Source organism: Rhodobaculum claviforme (assembly GCF_016653255.1).
In the GTDB taxonomy this organism is placed as follows: Bacteria; Pseudomonadota; Alphaproteobacteria; order Rhodobacterales; family Rhodobacteraceae; genus Rhodobaculum; species Rhodobaculum claviforme.
This window is the reverse complement of sequence record NZ_NHSD01000314.1, coordinates 9,497-28,055: the sequence shown is the minus strand read 5'-3', so window position 1 is coordinate 28,055 and position 18,559 is coordinate 9,497. Positions and strand designations below refer to the sequence as shown.

Annotated in this window: 14 protein-coding genes and 1 tRNA gene; 9 read left to right on the top strand and 6 right to left on the bottom strand. The window is 70.4% G+C overall.

Going from position 1 to position 18,559, the window contains the following annotated elements; all coding sequences use genetic code 11:
* Both CCR87_RS15205 and CCR87_RS15200 read right to left on the bottom strand, forming a co-directional pair.
* A partial coding sequence (locus CCR87_RS15205) for an FAD-binding protein (protein ID WP_338048946.1) occupies positions 1-533 on the bottom strand: 533 nt, incomplete at its 3' end.
* Entirely contained in the window at positions 530-1,978 is a 1,449-nt protein-coding gene (locus CCR87_RS15200; RefSeq protein ID WP_201158386.1) for a cobyric acid synthase, read from the bottom strand. The genes CCR87_RS15205 and CCR87_RS15200, both read right to left, overlap by 4 nt.
* Before the next feature lie 475 nt (positions 1,979-2,453).
* Between CCR87_RS15200 and CCR87_RS15195 the strand changes: the two genes are divergently transcribed.
* The 4 genes from CCR87_RS15195 (at position 2,454) to CCR87_RS15180 (ending at position 5,224) form a co-directional block, all read left to right on the top strand.
* Positions 2,454-2,987 (top strand): class I SAM-dependent methyltransferase, encoded by a 534-nt coding sequence (locus tag CCR87_RS15195; RefSeq protein WP_201158385.1) that lies wholly within the window; start codon positions 2,454-2,456, stop codon positions 2,985-2,987.
* Positions 2,988-3,446: 459 nt separating this feature from the next.
* Positions 3,447-3,521, top strand: a tRNA-Thr gene (locus tag CCR87_RS15190).
* A 672-nt stretch (positions 3,522-4,193) separates the two neighbouring features.
* On the top strand, positions 4,194-4,331 hold the full coding sequence (locus tag CCR87_RS15185) for a hypothetical protein (protein WP_201158384.1): 138 nt from the start codon (positions 4,194-4,196) through the stop codon (positions 4,329-4,331).
* A gap of 62 nt (positions 4,332-4,393) precedes the next feature.
* Positions 4,394-5,224: an IS3 family transposase gene (locus CCR87_RS15180; protein ID WP_242512055.1), complete on the top strand. Its 831-nt coding sequence runs from the start codon at positions 4,394-4,396 to the stop codon at positions 5,222-5,224.
* A gap of 59 nt (positions 5,225-5,283) precedes the next feature.
* On the opposite strand, the gene CCR87_RS15175 is transcribed toward CCR87_RS15180, so the two are convergent.
* Entirely contained in the window at positions 5,284-5,955 is a 672-nt protein-coding gene (locus CCR87_RS15175; RefSeq protein WP_201158382.1) for a Crp/Fnr family transcriptional regulator, read from the bottom strand.
* A 564-nt stretch (positions 5,956-6,519) separates the two neighbouring features.
* Between CCR87_RS15175 and CCR87_RS15170 the strand changes: the two genes are divergently transcribed.
* The 5 genes from CCR87_RS15170 to CCR87_RS15150 all read left to right on the top strand — a co-directional run bounded on the left by CCR87_RS15170 (position 6,520) and on the right by CCR87_RS15150 (position 13,070).
* Positions 6,520-7,098, top strand: coding sequence for an HdeD family acid-resistance protein (locus CCR87_RS15170; RefSeq protein ID WP_201158381.1), 579 nt, complete (start codon positions 6,520-6,522; stop codon positions 7,096-7,098).
* A gap of 3 nt (positions 7,099-7,101) precedes the next feature.
* Entirely contained in the window at positions 7,102-8,775 is a 1,674-nt protein-coding gene (locus tag CCR87_RS15165; RefSeq protein WP_201158380.1) for an alpha/beta hydrolase, read from the top strand.
* 324 nt (positions 8,776-9,099) lie between these two features.
* Positions 9,100-10,578 (top strand): YfcC family protein, encoded by a 1,479-nt coding sequence (locus CCR87_RS15160; protein WP_201158379.1) that lies wholly within the window; start codon positions 9,100-9,102, stop codon positions 10,576-10,578.
* A 53-nt stretch (positions 10,579-10,631) separates the two neighbouring features.
* A complete protein-coding gene (locus tag CCR87_RS15155; RefSeq protein WP_201158378.1) occupies positions 10,632-11,816 on the top strand; it encodes a porin in 1,185 nt (394 codons plus the stop codon).
* Positions 11,817-11,912: 96 nt separating this feature from the next.
* Entirely contained in the window at positions 11,913-13,070 is a 1,158-nt protein-coding gene (locus CCR87_RS15150; protein WP_201158377.1) for an alpha/beta hydrolase, read from the top strand.
* Here CCR87_RS15150 and CCR87_RS15145 read toward each other — a convergent pair.
* From CCR87_RS15145 to CCR87_RS15135, 3 genes are read right to left on the bottom strand one after another with little or no spacing between them, the layout of a single operon-like run.
* Positions 13,036-14,298, bottom strand: a complete 1,263-nt coding sequence (locus tag CCR87_RS15145; RefSeq protein WP_201158376.1) for an MFS transporter — start codon at positions 14,296-14,298, stop codon at positions 13,036-13,038. The genes CCR87_RS15150 and CCR87_RS15145 overlap by 35 nt on opposite strands.
* Positions 14,276-17,389 (bottom strand): efflux RND transporter permease subunit, encoded by a 3,114-nt coding sequence (locus CCR87_RS15140; protein WP_201158375.1) that lies wholly within the window; start codon positions 17,387-17,389, stop codon positions 14,276-14,278. The genes CCR87_RS15145 and CCR87_RS15140 overlap by 23 nt, the downstream gene beginning before the upstream one ends.
* A complete protein-coding gene (locus tag CCR87_RS15135; protein ID WP_201158374.1) occupies positions 17,386-18,477 on the bottom strand; it encodes an efflux RND transporter periplasmic adaptor subunit in 1,092 nt (363 codons plus the stop codon). Before CCR87_RS15135 ends, CCR87_RS15140 begins: the two co-directional genes overlap by 4 nt.
* Positions 18,478-18,559 lie beyond the last annotated feature (82 nt).

Genomic DNA, 18,559 nt, shown 5'->3' with positions numbered 1-18,559 from the left:
AGCACCTCCACCCGCCAGCCGTGGCGCAGCGCGACCCCCAGCGCCACCGCCCGACGCACCAGCGCGCGTGTCATCCCCTGCCCGCCACCCGCGAGAAACGCTGTCCGCCGCGAGGGCGGCAGGTTGCCGTCGGCCCAGCCCTCCAGCGCCACGCCCTGCGCGAGCAGCCACGGGCCCAGCGTCCCGGCCCCCTCGGCCAGCCGGTGCGCCAGCGCCGGGTCCGGCGCACCGGCGGCGATCAGGTCGGCGGCGAATTCCTCCGCCGGGTAACGCCCCCGCTGCCACGGGGTCGCCCGGTCGGTGGCCAGGCGGATGTTGCGACAGTGCCGCGTGTTGCCGCCGAACAGATGCGGCGGGGCCGCATCCACCAGCAGCACGTCGGCCCCCGCCAGCCGCGCCTCGATCGCCGCGCACAGTCCGGCGAAGCCACCGCCGATGACCAGCACGCCGGTGCGCAGCCCTGCGCCCATCCCCGCGCCCATCCCCGCGCCCGGCACCGGGTCCATCACCGGGTCCATCCCCGCGCCCGTCACCGGGCCAGGGCCAGCAGGCCGGGGACGTCCAGATGCGCCTCGATATGGGCCGCAAGGGCGTCCAGCGTCGCCTCGACCCCGGCGGCATAACCCGTCCCGGATGCCGCCACGCCAAGACCCGCCAGGTACGCCGCGCGGAAGCCGTCGTCTCGGAACATTCCGTGCAGGTAGCTGCCGGCGATCCGGCCGTCGGCGCTGACGGCCCCCTCGGGGGTGCCGCCGACATGGGCGAAGGGGCGGGCGCGGTCGGGGCCGTTGGTCCGGCCGATGTGGATCTCGTAGCCGTCGAAGGGGGCGCCGGTGGCGGCGTGGACCGCGCGCACCTCCTCCAGCCGCTTGTCGGGGTGCATCACGGTGTCCACCGCCAGAAGGCCCAGCCCGGCGTCGGTGCCGGCCGGCCCCTCGATCCCGCCGGGATCGGCGATGCTGCGGCCCAGCATCTGATAACCGCCGCAGATGCCCAGCACATGCCCGCCCCGGCGCAGATGCGCGGCGATGTCCACGTCCCAGCCCTGCGCCCGCAGGAAGGCCAGATCCCCGCGGGTGGATTTCGCCCCCGGCACGATCACCAGATCCGCATCGCCCGGGATCGCCCGGCCCGGCCCCAGCATGGTCAGCCGCACGCCGGGTTCCTGCGCCAGCGGATCAAGGTCGTCGAAATTGGCCATCCGCGACAGGCACAGGCACACCGCGTGCAGCCCCGATGCGCGGCGTGGGGTGGCGACGTCCAGCGCATCCTCGGCCGGCAGGCGCCAGGCGTCGGGGAACCACGGCAGGACCCCGAAGCCGGGCCAGCCGGTGCGTGACGCAATCATTGCATAGCCGTCGTCGAACAGCCTGGGGTCGCCGCGGAACTTGTTGATGATGAAGCCCGCCACCAGCGCCGCATCGTCAGGGTCCAGCACCGCCTGCGTGCCCACGATCTGCGCGATGACCCCGCCGCGATCGATGCAGCCGACCAGCACCACCGGCACACGCTCGGCACGGGCAAAGCCCATGTTGGCGATGTCGTTGGCGCGCAGGTTGACCTCGGCCGGGCTGCCGGCGCCTTCGACGATGACCAGATCATGGGCGCCGCGCAGCCGGGCGAAGCTGTCGCGCACGCAGCCCAGAAGGCGCGGCTTCAGCGCGGCATAGTCGCGCGCACGGGTGGAGGTCAGCCGCCGGCCCTGCACGATCACCTGCGCGCCGGTATCGGTTTCCGGCTTCAGCAGCACCGGGTTCATGTCGGTGTGCGGCGCCAGCCCGCAGGCCAGCGCCTGCAAGGCCTGTGCGCGCCCGATCTCGCCGCCATCGGCGGTGACGGCGGCGTTGTTGGACATGTTCTGCGGCTTGAACGGGGCCACCCGCAGCCCGCGCGCGCGCGCCGCGCGGCACAGCCCGGCCACCAGCATGGATTTGCCGACATTGCTGCCGGTGCCCTGCAGCATCAGTGCACGGCTCATGGCCGCGCCCCTTCGGGCGCCTCAGGCGCGCAGGCGACCGGGCCAACTTCCGCGGGCGGTCGCGCGCAGGCCGCGCGATGGCGGTCGTCTCGTGCTGCGGCACTCATGCTGTCGTGTCTCCCTGGTCCGGGGCGGGGGGCGCGGCCGACGCCCCCGAAGGGTCCCGGCGGTCGCGGGCGCAGTCAACCACCGCGGGCGCCTCCGCGCAACGTGTTGCGGCGGGGGCGCGACAAGCCCACGCGCGGCACCTGCCCCTCCGGGGCGTGCGGGTTTACCGCACGCGGGCATGGTCGACATCCGGGACATACCCCCCTAGACGACAGCGACGCCGTGTCCGGAGGGTCCCGCCATCGCACAGACCACCCCACAGGCCACGTCACAGGCCGCCTCACGGAATCGACACCGCAGGTTCTGGAACCGCGTTGCGGACCGGTACGCCGCCCGGCCCCTCAAGGACCTGCCGGCGTATGAGGCGATGCTGGCGGCGACCGCCGCGCATCTGTCACCGTCCGACCGGGTTCTGGAGATCGGCTGCGGCACCGGCGGCACGGCGATCCGCCTTGCCCCCGGGGTGGCCCGCTGGATCGCCACCGACTTCTCCGAGGAGATGATCCGCATCGCCCGCGCCAAGCCCGGGTCCGACACCGTGACCTTCCGGGTGGCCTGCGCCGTCGAGGCCCTGGAGGATGGCCCCTTCGATGCGATCTGCGCCTTCAACGTGCTGCATCTGGTCGAGGACCTGCCGCGCACGCTCGCCCTCATCCATGCCAATCTGCGGCCCGGCGGGCATCTTGTCGCCAAGGTCTGGTGCTTTGCCGAGGTGCGCCCCGCGCTGCGCGTCCTGTTTCGCGTGCTGCGGCTGGTGGGCCTCTTCCCGGCCACAAGCACCCTCGGCCAGGCACAGCTGCGCGCGGCCCTTCTCGGCGCCGGGTTCGAGATCACCGAGCAGCGGGTGTTCGGCGCCCACCCCCAGAACCCCTTCATCGTCGCGCGCCGCCCGACCGACTGAACAGGGGCGCATCAGACGACACGGGCCGGTGGCGCCGTGGCGGGGCAGGGCGGTCAGATCCGGGTGGTCAAGGCGCAAGCAGCGCAGCCGCAAGGGCCGGGGCAACGTGGGACAACCGGAGACCGGACGACCCGGAGGGGCGGCGCGCCCCGGCGCCGGACGCGACCCCGCACGGTGCGGCCCGCCCCCGCCGGTCCCTGACCGCGCGCCGTCGTCGCGCCCCCGCAGGATCACCGCGGGCGCGGTCATCCCGGCCGCGCACCACACCCGCAGCCTGGGCCCGCAAGGCCCCCGAGCCAACCCGTCGGGGCCGCCGAGGGGCGTCGCCCCGGGGGTCGAACGGCTGCCAGCGCCAGCGGCCAGCCACCCTGATCGGCCTGACGATACGGAGACGAAAATCAGCAACAGACCATGCTTGACCCCGGCGAAACCTGCGTATAGCTACGCCCCGACCAAAATGCTGTGGTAGCTCAGTGGTAGAGCACTCCCTTGGTAAGGGAGAGGTCGGGAGTTCAATCCTCCCTCACAGCACCATCCCACTCCCTTTCTGTCGGATAAAGCCCTTAAAAACAGGGGCTTGGTGTCATTTTTCGGTGCCAGGACAGGAGTCGAAGATGCCTGCGAAGCGGCGTCACCGGGAGGAGAGGGACGGCCGATCCCGGGCGCGGATCGCGATCCCCGTGGCGCTCCGGCCATGCTTCGACGGCGCGACGCAGTTGACGGAGCCGCCGGCCGATGATGCGTCCTCTCCTCGAGGCAGATAGACTGACCCTGGCAGGAACCTTTGCCGGGACAGTCCGATTGGCATGATCGAGAAACCGGGACTGCTGGACGGAAACTGTCCAGGGGTGGGGCACGGTTCCGTGAGACAGTCTGGAGCGCTATTCCTTGGATGACGAGGCGTGGAGCATGGACGCCAAGAACGCGGGGTCTTTGGTCACGACGGAAGGCCACGGCCCCGTCGGCGCGCGCTCATCAGGCAGGCGACGGCGGGGCCGTGGCCGGGCCGGGGCGGCGCTTTTCGGCCAAGCGCAAACTGGCGGCGGTTCAACGGTGGCTCGCGTGGGGAGAGCCAGGAGGCGGTGTCGCGGGAGTTGAATGTCCCGGTCCACCGGCTGGCGGAGTGGCGTGACCGGGTCCTGATGGCGGCGGAAGGCGCGCGAGCGCGACGACCGCGATGACGAGATCGCGCGCCTGCAGTCCAAGGTGGGCGAGATCACCATGGCGGGCGGGCTTCTCTATGCGAAGATCGACAAGCTGGAGGGCGGGCGCCCTTTGGCCCGGCGGAGCTTCGAGACCGGTCGCGCAGCGACCATTCGATCCAGTGGATCGAATGAAGGTTGAGAAAGCCCGGAAGGGCGAGGAGGACATGAGCGGCGCGTACTCGATCTCCACCCGCCAGCGCTTTGGCGCGGCGCGCGTCTGCAGCGTCTGGGGCGTGTCCCGCGCGACCGTGTACCGCCATCGCTCCGGTCGGCGCGGCCAATGCGCCGCGACCACCGCGGCGGCGCGGGCCGCAGGGAGCTTGCAGCGACGCGGCGCTGCTGGTCCACATCAGGGCCGTGATCGACGCCTCGCCGTTCTCCGGCGAAGGCTACCGAAAGGTCTGGGCGCGGCTGCGGGCGCAGGGCGTGCGCGCGGCCCCGCGCCGGGTCCGACGCGTCATGAAGGCGGCGAACCTGCCGGCCCCGCAACGTCCTGTCCAGCGCGACGCCCACCCGCATGATGGCACGATCGTCACCGACCGGGTCGATGAGGTGTGGGATGACCCGGCTGGCGCCACCGGTTCAAGCCCGCCGGCGAATGACATGACCCAGACGGTCACGACCCGCGAGGGCCGAGCCTATGTCTTCATCGCGGTCGATCATTGCTCGGGCGCGTTCATCGGCACGCACGCCTCATCGAGCGCGAGCCGCGGGCGGGCCCTGAAGCCGATCCGGCAGGGCCTCACCCGCCACTTCGGCGGCGTCGGACCCGACACCGCAGTCGGCCTGATCCTGCGCCACGACCATGGCTCGACCTACATGTCCGACGACTTCCAGAACGAGATCAGATGCTTCGGCATCATCAGTTCCCCGGCCTTCGTCCGGCAGCCCGAGGGAAACGGCGTGGCCGAGCGCGCCATCCGCACCCTCAAGGAGCAGCTCCTGTGGGTCCGGCACTTCGCAACCGTCGAGCAGCTCCGCCAAGAGCTGGCGGCCTTCGCAGTCCAGTACAGAGGGGCGGGTGCGGCATGACGGTCCGGCGGCACAGCGGGTGACGGGATGCCGCGCCGCGTCCCGACGCGCGCGGCCGCTCAGTCCGGCAGGCGCTGGATGTGCCGCAGCAGCACGTCGCGCCGGCGCACATGGATGTGGCCGTATCGCACCTCGATGGCGCCATCCCGGCTGAGCTGTCCCAGCACGCGGTTCACGGTCGCCCGGGTCATGCCGCACATCGCCCCCAGCCTGGCCTGGGTAAGCCGCAGGTCCTCGTCGGGCGTCGACTGCGCCAGGCTGAGGGCGACCAGCCGCCCGCAGACACGCACCAGCGAATTACGCTCCATCAGGTCGGCGGCGCCGGCGACCACCTCCGCGAAGTGTTCGGCCATGAGCAGGGCAAAGTGGCGGCAATATGCGGCGTTCGCGATCAGCCGGTCGAACTCCGCCAGCGGCAGCATGAGGAACGTGACGGCCGTGGTCGTCGTCATCGTCATGAGCCTCGGCTGGTCGCGAAAGGCCGCCGTCTCGCCGAACCATGCGCCGCGGGTCCGGATGGCGAAGACCTTGCCCTCCGCGGCTTCGACCTGAAGGACCCCGTCGACCAGCCCATAGAGGCCTCCGGCGGGGTCGCCGGCGCGGTAGAGCACCTCGCCCTCCCGGCAGGTGGAGACATGGCAGCGGCGCAGCACATCATCCTGAAACTGCTTCGGTTGGCGCGACAGCCACCCGAACTCCTGCACAATCTTTGCCGCGTCTTCCTTTCGCATGTCCAAAAATCATCCGACCGCCCGCAAAACGTCAATCCTGAATCTGTCATTGACTGGACAATTGCGCGGTGCACGGCCCTGTGGGCCGGGCGCAAGGGGACATGCCGAGGGACTGCGATCGGCCCCCACGGGGAGCGCGCAGCTCCATAAAGTACTGAAGTTGAATTATCTTTTGTCTGACCACGCCACGCCCCGATCCTGCGCTGCGCGCCCTCCGAGGTCCGTGCGGCCCCGGACCGGCGCGCGCCGGACGGCCTGGGCAGGCGCGATCACGGCGCCGGACGGGCCTTTGGCGGGTATGCTGAAAAAATAGGCAAAAAATCATGGTTGACGGACGAAAACCGCCGCGCCAGACAAAGTAAATGGGCGATGTGTCCTGGCTCTTTCGGCCGCAGCGCACCGCGATACACAGGGGCCGTCCCGAGTGCCTCGGACCACCCCCGGCGGTGCCTGCGCTTGCGGCTGTGGGCGACGGCGCAGGTGCCTGACGATGGCCCTGTCAGGGCCGCACCGGCGGTGACGATTTACCCTCGACCATCCGGTCGACGACGGGAGTGCCTGACCATGACGATGGACATCAATGCCGCAGGGGCGGTCTATCGCGAGGCGGTGCGCGCCTCGGTGAAGCGGCACTGGGGCCTTTACATGCTGGAGGCGGTGGTGCTGATCGCCGCGGGTCTGGCGGCGATCGTCTTCCCGATGTTCTCCTCGGCGATGTTCGTGATCCTGCTGGGCTGGCTCTTGATCCTCAGCGGGGTGGCGCAGGCCTTCGGGCTGGTCGGCACGCGCGGAACGCCCGGCATCTGGCTGCAGGCGGTGTCGGTGGTCCTGGCGATCTGGGTCGGGGTCCTGCTGCTGCGCCATGTCGGCGAGGGGATGCTGGTGATCTCGCTGCTGCTGATCGTGTTCTTCATGATGGAAGGCGTGTCCAAGATCGTCTTTGCGCTCACGATCCGGCCGCTGCCCAACTGGGGCTGGGTGCTGGTCAGCGGCGTGATCGGCGTGGGATTGTCGATCATGCTGTGGAGCAGCATGCCGGTGACCGCGGTGTGGCTGATCGGGCTGCTTCTCGGGATCAACCTGATCACGGTGGGGGCCTCGCTGGGCCACATGGCCTGGGCGCTGCGCAAGGCAGAGGTCTGAGTGATGTCCCCCCCGCGGGAAGGGTGGCGGCGTGCCGCGCTCCGGACGTTCTCGGGCGCGGGGCTCGTGCTCGGGACGCTGTTCCTCGCGGCCTCGCTGACCCCCAGCCTCGTGCCGCGCGGCGCGGTCGTTCAGGGCCTGCTGAGCGGGGTGAGCCTGGCCGCGGGCTATGGCATCGGCGTGTTGCTGAGGGCGGGGTGGATGGCGCTGCAACTGCCAACGCCCGCCGGGCGGCTGCGCAGCCTGGGCATGGTTGCGATGGTGGCGGCCTGCGGGGTGGTGATCGCGGTGGCGGTCTGGCGGGCCGGGGTCTGGCAGAACCGGCTGCGGGCGCTGATGGAGATGCCGCCGCTGGAGGTGATCCACCCCTTCACCGTGCTCGGGGTAAGCCTGGTGGTGTTCCTGCTGCTGCTGGGGATCGCGCGCCTCGTGCGCGGGACCTGGCGGCGGCTGACGCGGTGGCTGGCGCGCCACCTGCCGGGGCCACAGGCGGCGCTGATCGCGCTGGTGGCGACGGCCCTGCTGTTCTGGTCCATCGGCAGCGGCGTCCTGGTGAACGGTGCGATGCGCGCCTTTGACGCCGCCTATGCCCAGCTCGATGCCCGGTTCGACGCACAGAGCCCGCGGCCGACCGACCCGCTGAAGGCCGGCGGGCCGGGCTCGCTGCTGACATGGGAGGGTCTGGGGCGCGCAGGTCGCGAGATGATCGCCGCAGGGCCCGACGCCGCCCTGATCGCCGAGATGACCGGCGGCCCGGCGCAGGAGCCGCTGCGGGTCTATGTCGGGCTGAACTCCGCCGAGGGGCCGGCCGAACGTGCGGCGCTGGCGCTGGCCGAGCTGATCCGCATCGGCGGGTTCGAGCGCTCCACCCTCGTGATCGCCACGCCCACCGGCACCGGCTGGATCGATCCCGAAAGCCAGACCGCGCTGGAATACCTGCTGCGCGGCGACGTGGCGACGGTCTCGGTCCAGTATTCGTATCTCGCAAGCTGGCTCGCGCTGCTGGCCGATCCCGCCTATGGGGTGGAGACAGCGCGCGCGGTCTTTGCCGCCATCTATGGCCACTGGACCGCGCTGCCCCCGGACAGCCGGCCGCAGCTTTATCTGCACGGGCTCAGCCTGGGGGCGTTCAACTCCGACCTCAGCCACGACCTCTACCAGGTCATCGGCGATCCCCATGCCGGGGCGCTGTGGGTCGGCCCACCCTTTCCCAGCCGGACCTGGGCTGCGGTGACGCAGGCGCGCAACCCCGGCACGCCGCCCTGGCTGCCCAGCTTCCGCGACGGCGCCGTGATCCGCTTCACCGCGCAGACCAACCATCTGAATACGGTCACGACGGCCTGGGGGCCCTATCGGGTGATCTTCCTGCAATATGCCTCGGACGCGATCACCTTCTACGATCCGCACGCGCTGTGGCGCCGCCCGGCCTGGATGCGGCCCCCGCTGGGGCCCGACGTTTCACCTGATCTGGTCTGGGTGCCGGTCGTCACCTTCCTGCAGCTCACCATCGACCTGATGACCGCGGTGCTGCCGCCCATGGGGTTCGGGCATGTCTATGCCTTCGGGCACTACCTCGATGGCTGGGTGGGACTGACCGACGCGCCCGGCTGGACCTCGGAGGAGATCGAGGGCCTCAAGGCCCGCGTCGCCGCCCGGCAGGCCGACAACGACGGCTGAGGGCACCCCCGCGCGGACCACGTTTCACAGCATCGACCAGCGCGCCGCGTTTCGCGCCACCGGGCCCATGGAAAAACCCTGCGGCCTTGCGGCATTGCGCCCCGGCATTGTCAAAACGCCGACAGACTCACTCTTTCGTTACCGGTAGCCTCAAGCCCCCGGGGGCGGTCCCGAAGCGAGCGAAGGGAGGGGAACAACCCTACCGGCCCGCGGACCAGGCACCCGGCATTGCAGAGGCTGTTCATTTCCGGGAAGGGAGCGATGTCAGAAAACAATGCAGGCGAAACGCAACCGGAACGGAAGACATCCGCTTTCCCTGCACCATTGACGATTATTCTGGGCGTTCTGGTGCTGGTCTGGCTGGCGGCATTCCTGATCCCTTCGGGCCAATACCAGCTTGACGAAACCGGCAGCCCGATTGCGGGGTCCTTCCAGCGGATCGACGCGCCGATGACCTTCGGCGCGCGTGTGGGCGACCTGCTGCTCGCACCGGTCAATGGCCTTTACGGCATCCAGGACGCGGAAACGGGGCATGTCGGGCCGTTCAACACGGGCCGGATGTTCGGCTCGGTGCAGGTGTTCCTGTTCATTCTCGCCATCGGCGGGTTCATGACGGTGGTGTTCGCGACCGGCGCGCTCGACCGCGGGATCCATCACCTCGCCCATCGCTATCGCACGCAGGGTCCGGTGCTGATCGTGCTGCTGAGCCTGCTGTTCGGCATCCTCGCCTCCGTCATGGCCTGGAGCGACGAGACGCTGGGCTTCTACGCGCTGATGGTGCCGCTGATGATCGCGCTGGGCTACGACCGCATCGTGGCGGTGGCGGTGGTGTCGGTCGCGCCCTTCGTTGGGGTCATCGGGTCGACCATCAACCCCTTCGTGATCGGCGTCGGCTCGGCCGAGGCGGGCGTCAGCATCGGCGACGGCATCGGGCTGCGCCTGCTGATGTTCGTGCTCTGCATGGGTGCGATGATCGGCTACACGCTGTGGTATGCGGCGCGCGTGAAGGCCGACCCGTCGAAATCGCTGGTGGGCCTGACCGTGGCGGATCGCGCGCTGGTGCAGGCCGACGCGGCCGTGCCCGCGCCCCTGTCCCGGCGCGACAAGCGGATCATCGGGCTGGTGGTGTTCACCTTCGTGCTCCTGACCTTCTCGATCATGCCCTGGGGCGCGATCCTGGGGAACTACGAGGTCGACTACTATACCCACAAGACCATCGGCACCCCCTTCGTCTGGGAACTGGGCTGGTGGCTGCCCGAACTGACCGCGCTGTTCTTCGTCATGGCCATCGTGATCGGGGCCGTGGGGCGGCTGGGCGAGCAGGAGACCGCCCGCGCCTTCATCCGTGGGGTGGTGGATTTCACCGGGCCGGCCTTCCTGGTGGTGGTGGCGCGCGGCGTATCGGTGGTGATGAACAACACCCAGACCATCGACACGGTGCTGAACGCCATGGAGGGGCTGGTCACAGGCGCCTCCAGCGCGGGGTTCGTCGGGCTGGTGTTCATCGCCTCGTTGCCGCTGTCCTTCCTCGTGGGGCCGGGCTCGGCGGGCACGGCGCTGACCATGCCGGTGCTGGCCCCGCTGGGCGATTTCGCGGGCGTGGACCGGTCGCTGGTGATCACCACCTGGGCGGCGGCGGGGGCGTGGCTGCGGCTGGTCCTGCCGATCAACGCCCTGCTCATCGCAGGGCTGGCGTTGGCGAAGGTCGGATTCGACCAGTACCTGCGCTTCATCCTGCCGCTGATGGGCATCCTGCTGGTGATCATCATCGGGGTGCTGCTGCTCGGCGTGGCGCTGTCGTGACACGGGCCCGCGCCGCACCGCGCGCGATTCATCTTTCCTGGGAGGAGGGCTTCATGGGCAACGCAATCAGGGGGACGGGTCTGGCCTGCGCGCTGGCGCTGGGCGCGGCGGGCGCATCGGCGCAATCGATCGGGGGGCAACCCGACCACGAGATCGAAAGCTCGGCCATCGTCGAACCGCAGGTCCATGCCCCGCGCCTGACCTTCACCAACACCAGCGGCGGCGAGGTGACGTTCTACGGCCAGTTCAACCCCGCCTTCCAGAGCTTCGACGACGGCGTGTCGACGACCAGCGGGCTTGTGGACAACGGCAACTGGAACTCGCGGCTCGGGTTCCGAATCACCCAGCCGCTGAACGAGACGACCCTGCGCCTGCGCTTCGAGACCGGCCTGGGGCTGCGCAGCAGCGCCGCCATCTCGCAGGAGGCCCGGCGGCCCGACTGGGTGGACTGGCAGCGCACCTCGCTGCGCTGGTTCGAGGCGGCGCTGGATACGCGCTACGGCACGGTCTCGGTGGGTCAGGGCAGCACGGCCTCGGACGGGGCGGCGGGGCTGGACGACTCCTTCACCTTCCACGCCGGCGCCGCGGACTCCTCGGACGGCTTCAGTTCGTTCCGGTTTCGCGACGAGGCCGGCGCGCTGACCGACATCACCGTCGGCGCGGTCAACGAGACCTTCGACGGGGCCCGGCGGTTCCGTATCCGCTACGACACACCCAGCATCGGGGGCGTGGTGCTGTCCACCTCCTACGGGCGCAACGTGCTGGTGGGGTCCGACAAGCGGCACTTCTACGACGTCGCGCTGCGCTGGTCGGGCGATCTGGGCGATTTCGCGGTGCAGACCGCGGCCAGCTACGGCCTCGACGACGATCCCCGCGGGGACAACCAGCGGCGGGCGGCCGGATCGATGACGGTGTTTCACATCCCCACCGGGCTGAACCTGACGCTGTCGGCCAGTTCGCGGATGAACGGGCCGGAGCACCAGTATGTGCGCGCCGGCTGGCGGCGGGATTTCTTCGACGTCGGCACCACCTCGCTGTCGGTCGACTACTACCGCGGGCGCAACTTCGTCTCGGACGGGGCGCGGACCGAGAACTACGGCCTCTATGCGGTCCAGAGCTTCGACGCGGTGTCGCTGGACGCCTATATCGGCTGGCGGCGCTTCACCTACAGCGACCGGTCCGGCGTCAGCTACCGCAACGCCGACGGCGTGCTGATCGGCGCGCGCTGGTTCTTCTGACACCCCCGCGCGTGGGGTGGCTTCGCGCTGGGCAACCGCGGGGCGGAGGGCTATATTTGCGCGACGTCGCGGAGCGGCCGCGGCAGGAGGGTCCGCATGCCGACAACCTGCGCCACGGATCGGGCGGCGTGCCGGCGGCGCTGCTGGTCCCGCATGCTGACCGGGCTGGCCCTTGCGGGCCTCGTGGGGGGCTGCGCCGCGCGCGGCGAGTTGTTGGTCCTTCGGGATATCGAAACACCGGGCACGGTGGTTCACGTCCTCTCCGCGACCAGCCGCGGCCCCGGCGAGGGCACGGCCATCGAGGCGCGCGGGCGGTCCGACACCCTGCGCTGGGCGGAGTTCGGGGTCTCCGTGCCGCCGCGGCGCTCGCCGGGCACCGTCACCTTCCCCCGCCCCGCCGCGCCCGACCCCGAAACCGATTTCCTCGTCGTCTCGGCCGAGAAGATCGCCGACGCGCCGAGCTTCCTGTCGGTGCTGAACGACCATCTGGCGCGCCGCCCGCGCGAGGCCCGCGAGGTCACGGTGTTCGTGCACGGCTTCAATGTGAACTTCGCCGAAGGCCTCTATCGGCACGCCCAGATGGCGCATGACTTCCGCTCGCCGGGCGTGCCGCTGTTCTACGCCTGGCCGTCGGCAGGCCACGTCCTGTCCTACCCCTTCGACCGCGAGAGCGCGCTCTTTGGCCGCGACGGGCTGGAGGAGGTGATGGATCTGGTGGCGCAGAGCACGGCCCGGGACTTTGTGCTGGTGGGGCATTCCATGGGGGCCATGGTGGTGATGGAAGCCCTCCGCCAGACGGCGATCCGGGGCTCGGACCGGGTGCTGGACCGGCTGCAGGCGGTGGTGCTGATCTCGCCCGACCTCGATGTCGATCTGTTCCGCAGGCAGATCGGCGAACTCGCCCCGCGGGTGGTACCGATCTACATCGCGGTGTCGGGGCGCGACCGGGCGCTGCGCATCTCCGGGCTGCTGCGGGGCGAGACCGACCGCCTTGGCTCGCTGCGCGAGACCGAACGCGTGAGCCACCTGCCCGGCGTGATCGTGCTCGACGTCAGCGACGTGGAGGGGTCGGACGATCCGCTCAACCACTTCGCGGTGGCGACATCTCCGGCAATGATCGCGATGATCAGCGGCCTCGACCGGGTCGGCAGCGCCATGCTGCGCGACGAAGGGCGCCAGGGCAATGTGTTCGAGGCGACGCTGGGCGTCGTCGCGGGCGTCACCCAGGTGGTGATCCAGCCGCTGGTTCCGTGACCGCCGGCGGCCAGAGCTTGCCGGCCGCGACGGTGCCCAGCGTCGCGACGACGCCCAGCACCAGGAATGTCGGCGTCATGCCATGCACCGCGCCCAGCCAGCCCGCGGCCGAATACCCCACCAGCAGGAACCCGTTCGCCAGCGCCAGTTGTGCTGCGAACAGAAGCTGGCTGTCACGCGGCCGCGCCACCCTCCGGATCAGGAAGGTGGCCGGCGTCAGCGCCACCGAGGTGCCCAGCCCCAGCACCACCCAAACCCCCAGCAGCCCCGGATAACCGGTGGCCAGCACCGCCCCGCCAAAAAGGCCCAGACAGGCAAGTGCCGCGCCGGCCAGCATGATCGCCCGCTCCGGCAGGATGCGCAGCGAGGGGATCAGCGTCACCGCCCCGAGGATCGAGCCGACCCCGAAGGCCGCGAAGGCCAGCGCGCTGGCCCGACGCTCCAGCCCGAAGTCGCCCTGCACCAGCACCACGGTGTTGACCAAGACCATGGCCGTCACGCAGGCCACCACGAGGTTGAGCGCAATGAGCCCGCGCAGGTCGGGTGCCGCCAGGAACAGCCGCGGCCCCCGCAGGATGCGCATCGCAAGGCTGCCGCTGCGCTGCGCCAGGGTGCCGGGCAGCGTCGCCCGCCCGATCAGCCACGCCGAGATCAGGAACACCACGGCCATGCCCACGAACACCCCGCGCGAGGTCACGACCAGCAGCAGCCCCGCCGCCAGCAGCGGGCTGAGCGAGCTCTCCAGCTCGGTGGCGATGCGCGACCGGGCGATGGACTTGGTGTAATCCTCGCGCCGGGCCAGCAGATAGGGCACGACGGTCTGATAGGTCTGCGTGAACACCGCCGAGGCGAGGGAGAACACGAAGACGATGATGAACACCTGCCAGGGGGCGGTCACGAAGGGCAGCAGCAGCAGGCCGCCCGCGCGCAGCAGATCGAGCGTGATGAGCAGCGGCTTGCGCCGCAAGTGCAGCGTCAGCGCCGCCGCCACCGGCGCCCCCACCACATAGGCCAGCGCCTTGAGCGACAGCGCCGTGCCCAGCACGGTGCCCGCACCCTCGCCCGCAAGCCCATAGGCAAAGAGCGCAAGCGCCACCGTCGCCACCCCGGTGGCGAACAGCGCCATCACATAGGCGACGAAGAGCCGGTAATAGCTCGCCTTGTCGGCCGCCCCCGACCATGGCAGCGGCAGGTCGCCGTCCGCGTCACCGTGCGTCGACGGGGGCATCGCTGGCCTGATCGCCGGCGTCGGGCATCGGCTCGGGCTCGGTCGGGGCTGCCCGGGAGCGGCGGTCGTCGAACAGCGTGACATAGAGCACCGGCAGAACGATCAGCGTCAGCACCGTCGCGACCAGCAGCCCCCCCATGATGGCAAAGGCCATCGGCCCCCAGAACAGCGTCGGCGCGATCGGCAACAGCCCCAGCACCGTCGACAGCGCCGTCAGCATCAGCGGGCGCAGGCGGTTCTGCGCCGCCGCCACCGCCGCCTCGCGCACGCCCAGGCCCGCGGCACGCTCGTCGGTGATCTGCGTGATCAGGATCACCGAGTTCTTGGCGATCATCCCGATCAGCGCGAGGATACCCAGGATCGCCACGAACCCCAGCGGCCGCCCGAAGATCAGGAGGGCCGCCGCCACCCCGATCAACCCCAGCGGCACCAGCAGCACGACGATCCCGACGCTGCGGAAGCTCTGGAGCTGCAGCATCAGCAGCGTCAGCATCAGGAAGACCATCAGCGGCACGACGGCGAATACCGCCTGCTGGCTCTCGGCCGAGGTCTCCACCACGCCGCCGACCTCGATCAGGTAGCCGGGCGGCAGGGACGCGTTCAGCGCGGCCATGTCGGCCTCCAGCGCCGCGACCACCGTCTCGGGCAACAGCCCCGGCGCCACGTCGGCCAGCACCGTCAGCGTCGGTACCCGGTCGCGGCGCCAGACCAGCGGCTGCTCCTGGGCATAGCTGAACGTGGCAAAGGCCCCCAGGGCGACCGTGCGCCCCCCGGGCACCGGCACCTGGAGCGTCGCAAGCCCGTCCAGCGACACGCGGTCCTGCGCCTCGGCGCGGGCGATGACATTGACCAGATAGATGTCGTCGCGCAACTGCGTGACGGTTGCGCCGGACACGGCGGTGTTCAGCACGTTGGCGAGCTGCGCGCTGGTCAGGCCCATGCGGCGCGCCTGGTCCTGGTCGATGTCGATGGTCAGCTGGCGCGCGGGCTCGATCCAGTCGAAGTGCACGCGCCGCGCGCCGGGATGGGAGGACAAGACCTCGGCCAGGCGCAGCGCCTGGGTGCGGATGACCTCCACCTCCGGACCGCTGAGGCGGTACTGCAGCGGCCAGCCGATGGGCGGGCCCATCTCCAGCGGGCTGACGCGAATGACCGCCTCGGGGAAGTTCTCCACCAGATAGCTGTCCAGCGTCCTCTCCAGCCGCAGGCGGGCCTCGAGGTCCGTGGCCATGACCACGATCTGGCTGTGGTGGTCGCTGGGCGGCCGGATCGCCAGCGGCAGATAGAAGCGCACCACATTGCGTCCGATGTAGCTGACCCAGAAATCCACGTCGTCGCTGGTGGCGAGGTACTCCTCCACCCGCTTGATCGCGGTCTCGCTGGCGAAGATGGAGCTCGACCGCGGAAGCTGGAAATCGATGATCAGCTCGTTGCGGTCGGAGGGCGGAAAGAACTGCCGGTTGACCAGCTGGAGCGCGAGCAGCGACACCACGAAGACCGCGATCGTGACGGCGATGGTGATCCAGCGGCCGGTGATCGCGATGTTCAGGACGCGGGCGAACCCCTTCAGGAACCGCCCCGGCGCGTCCGAGACGCCCGCCGCGGGCGGCTTCAGCAGGGCGCCCGCCACCACGGGCGTGAACACGACCGCCACCAGCCAGGACGCGATCAGCGCGATGGCCACGACCTGAAAGAGCGAGATGGTGTACTCGCCCGCCTGGCTTTCGGCAAAGCCGATGGGGGTGAAGCCCGCGATGGTGATCAGCGTGCCCGTCAGCATCGGTGCTGCGAGGCGCCGATAGGCAAAGGCCGCGCCCTGGGCCACCGTGTCGCCGACGGCCAGCCGGCGCAGGATCGCGTCGGTGGTGGTCATGGCATCGTCCACCAGCAGCGCCAGCGCGATGATCAGCGCGCCCAGCGACACGCGGTGCAGGTCGATCCCCATCGTCTGCATGACCAGAAACGTTGTCGCCAGCGTGACCGGAATCGCCACCGCCACCACCGCCCCCGGACGCACGCCCAGCGCCACGAAGCTGATCGTCAGGATGATCGCGATGGCCTGATAGAGCGAGGTGGTGAAATCGCCGATGGCGGTGGTCACCACCGCCGGCTGGTTGGAGATCAGATGCGGCTCGATCCCGATGGGCAGGTCGGCGATGATGCGCTTCATGGCGCTGTCGATGTCGGCCCCCAGCTCCAGGATATCGCCGCCCTCGCGCATGGAGATGGCCAGCCCGATGGCCCGTTCGCCGTTGACGTGCAGCAGCGGCTGCGGCGGATCGACCAGGCCGCGCCGGACCGTGGCGATGTCACCGAGCCGGATCGCCCGGCCGCCGGCGATCAGCGAGACCTCCAGGATGTCGCCCTCGGTCTCGAAGGCGCCGGTGACGCGCAGGACGAGGTTTTCCTGCCCCGAACTGAGGGTCCCCGAGGGGCGCACCACGTTCTGCGCGGCGATGGCCGAGAAGATCTGGCCATAGTCGAGCCCCATCGCCGCGACCCGGTCGGGCTGGAACTCCACGAAGACGGTCTCGTTCTGGGTGCCGATGAAGTCGATCTTGCCGATGCCGTCGACCAGGGTCAGCAGGCGCGTGCGCACCACGTCGACGTAGTCGCGCAGCTCGCGGTCGGAGAAGCCGTCGGCGGTGAAGCCGTACATGATGCCGAAGACATCGCCGAAGTCATCGTTGAAGAACGGCCCCAGGACGCCCTGCGGCAGGGTGTGGCGGATGTCGCCGATGCCGTTGCGCACCTCCTGCCAGACGGTGGGCACCTGATCGGGCGGAAAGACGCCCTTCAGATCGACATAGATCGTGACGAGCCCCGGCCGGGTGATGGAGCGCAGGGCATCAAGGCCCGTCGTCTCTTCCAGCCGGCGCTCCAGCCGGTCGGTCAGCTGGCGCTGCGTCTCCTCCATGGTGGCGCCTGGCCAGACGGCCGTCACCAGCATGGTCTTGATGGTGAAGGTCGGGTCCTCGTCCCGGCCCAGGTTGACGAAGGCGAAGGCCCCGGCCACGACCGCGACCAGCATCAGATAGAGGGTCAGCGACCGGCTGCGGATCGCGAACTCCGACAGGTTCGGGCCGATCATGACCCGTCACCGAGCAGACGCACCTCCTGCCCCGGGCGCAAGGCCTGCACCCCGGCGGTCACGACACGCTCCCCGATCTCGACGCCGTATTCGATGCTGACGGTGGCGGGGTTGAAGCGGATCACACGGACCGGCCGCAGCATCACGCGCGGGCTGTCAGGGTCCACGACCCAGACCGCGGGCGCGCCATCCGCCGAGGTCAGCGCGCTGGCCGGCAGCTCGATCCCGCCGACGCCGCCGAAATGCACCCGCCCCGTGATGGTGGAGCCCAGGCGCATCTCTGCGGGCGGGTCGATCAGCCCGACCCGGACGCGGATCGTACCCGTCGCGGCATCGGCCCGCGGGGCGATCTCGCGCACCCGTCCCAGCGCGACCACCCCCGGCGAGAGGCCGAGCGACACGCTCACCTCGGGGTCGGGCGGGCTTGCGGCAATCACGCTGGTGGGCACGTCGAACACCGCGTCCTTGCCCTCGTCGCGGGCAAGCTGGACGATGCGGCGGCCGGGCTGCACCACCTCGCCGGCCTCGGCGCCCACGGCGACGACCACGCCCGGGGCATCGGCCAGAAGCTCGGTATCGGCCAGCCGGCGCCGGGCGATGCTGGCCTGCGCCTCGGCGGAGTCATAGGCGCCCTGGGCCGAGACGAGCTGCTGTTCGGCCCGCTCCAGCCCCGCCTGCGAGACGAAATCGCGCTCGAACAGCTGGCGCTGGCGTTCGAAATTGGCCCGAACCTCGGACAGCTGTCCGGCCGCGGCCGTGAGCGCGGCTTCGGCCGCGCGCAGGGCGTTCTGTTCGTCGACGGGGTCGAGCCGGCCGATGGGCTGGCCGGCCTCCACCGTGTCGCCGACCTGCACCGGCCGCTCCACCAGCCGGCCGCCGATCCGAAAGGCGAGGTCGACCTCCACCTGGCTCTCCACCGTGCCCGACAGCGTGATGGTCTGCCCAGCCACGGTTTCCTGCACGATGACGGTGCGCACCGGACGCAGCTCGGGGGCCTCGGCGGCCTCCTCCTCGCGGCAGGCCGAGAGCGCCGCGGTCAACCCCAGCGCAAGAAGAACGCCGCGGGCTGGCAGGCTGATTGCGGGCATGGAGATCATTCCTTCCAGGACAGGTGGCAACGTTGGGCGCGCACGGGGTCCTGCGGGACCCCCGTGCGCGCCGCGAGGGACA

What these genes read in the sequence shown, in the direction of transcription:
- CCR87_RS15200 (WP_201158386.1), bottom strand. Translation starts at nt 1,978, where the DNA reads ATGAGCCGTGCACTGATGCTGCAGGGCACCGGCAGCAATGTCGGCAAA.
- CCR87_RS15195 (WP_201158385.1), top strand. Translation starts at nt 2,454, where the DNA reads ATGCTGGCGGCGACCGCCGCGCATCTGTCACCGTCCGACCGGGTTCTG.
- CCR87_RS15175 (WP_201158382.1), bottom strand. Translation starts at nt 5,955, where the DNA reads ATGCGAAAGGAAGACGCGGCAAAGATTGTGCAGGAGTTCGGGTGGCTG.
- CCR87_RS15170 (WP_201158381.1), top strand. Translation starts at nt 6,520, where the DNA reads ATGACGATGGACATCAATGCCGCAGGGGCGGTCTATCGCGAGGCGGTG.
- CCR87_RS15165 (WP_201158380.1), top strand. Translation starts at nt 7,102, where the DNA reads ATGTCCCCCCCGCGGGAAGGGTGGCGGCGTGCCGCGCTCCGGACGTTC.
- CCR87_RS15155 (WP_201158378.1), top strand. Translation starts at nt 10,632, where the DNA reads ATGGGCAACGCAATCAGGGGGACGGGTCTGGCCTGCGCGCTGGCGCTG.
- CCR87_RS15150 (WP_201158377.1), top strand. Translation starts at nt 11,913, where the DNA reads ATGCCGACAACCTGCGCCACGGATCGGGCGGCGTGCCGGCGGCGCTGC.
- CCR87_RS15145 (WP_201158376.1), bottom strand. Translation starts at nt 14,298, where the DNA reads ATGCCCCCGTCGACGCACGGTGACGCGGACGGCGACCTGCCGCTGCCA.
- CCR87_RS15140 (WP_201158375.1), bottom strand. Translation starts at nt 17,389, where the DNA reads ATGATCGGCCCGAACCTGTCGGAGTTCGCGATCCGCAGCCGGTCGCTG.
- CCR87_RS15135 (WP_201158374.1), bottom strand. Translation starts at nt 18,477, where the DNA reads ATGCCCGCAATCAGCCTGCCAGCCCGCGGCGTTCTTCTTGCGCTGGGG.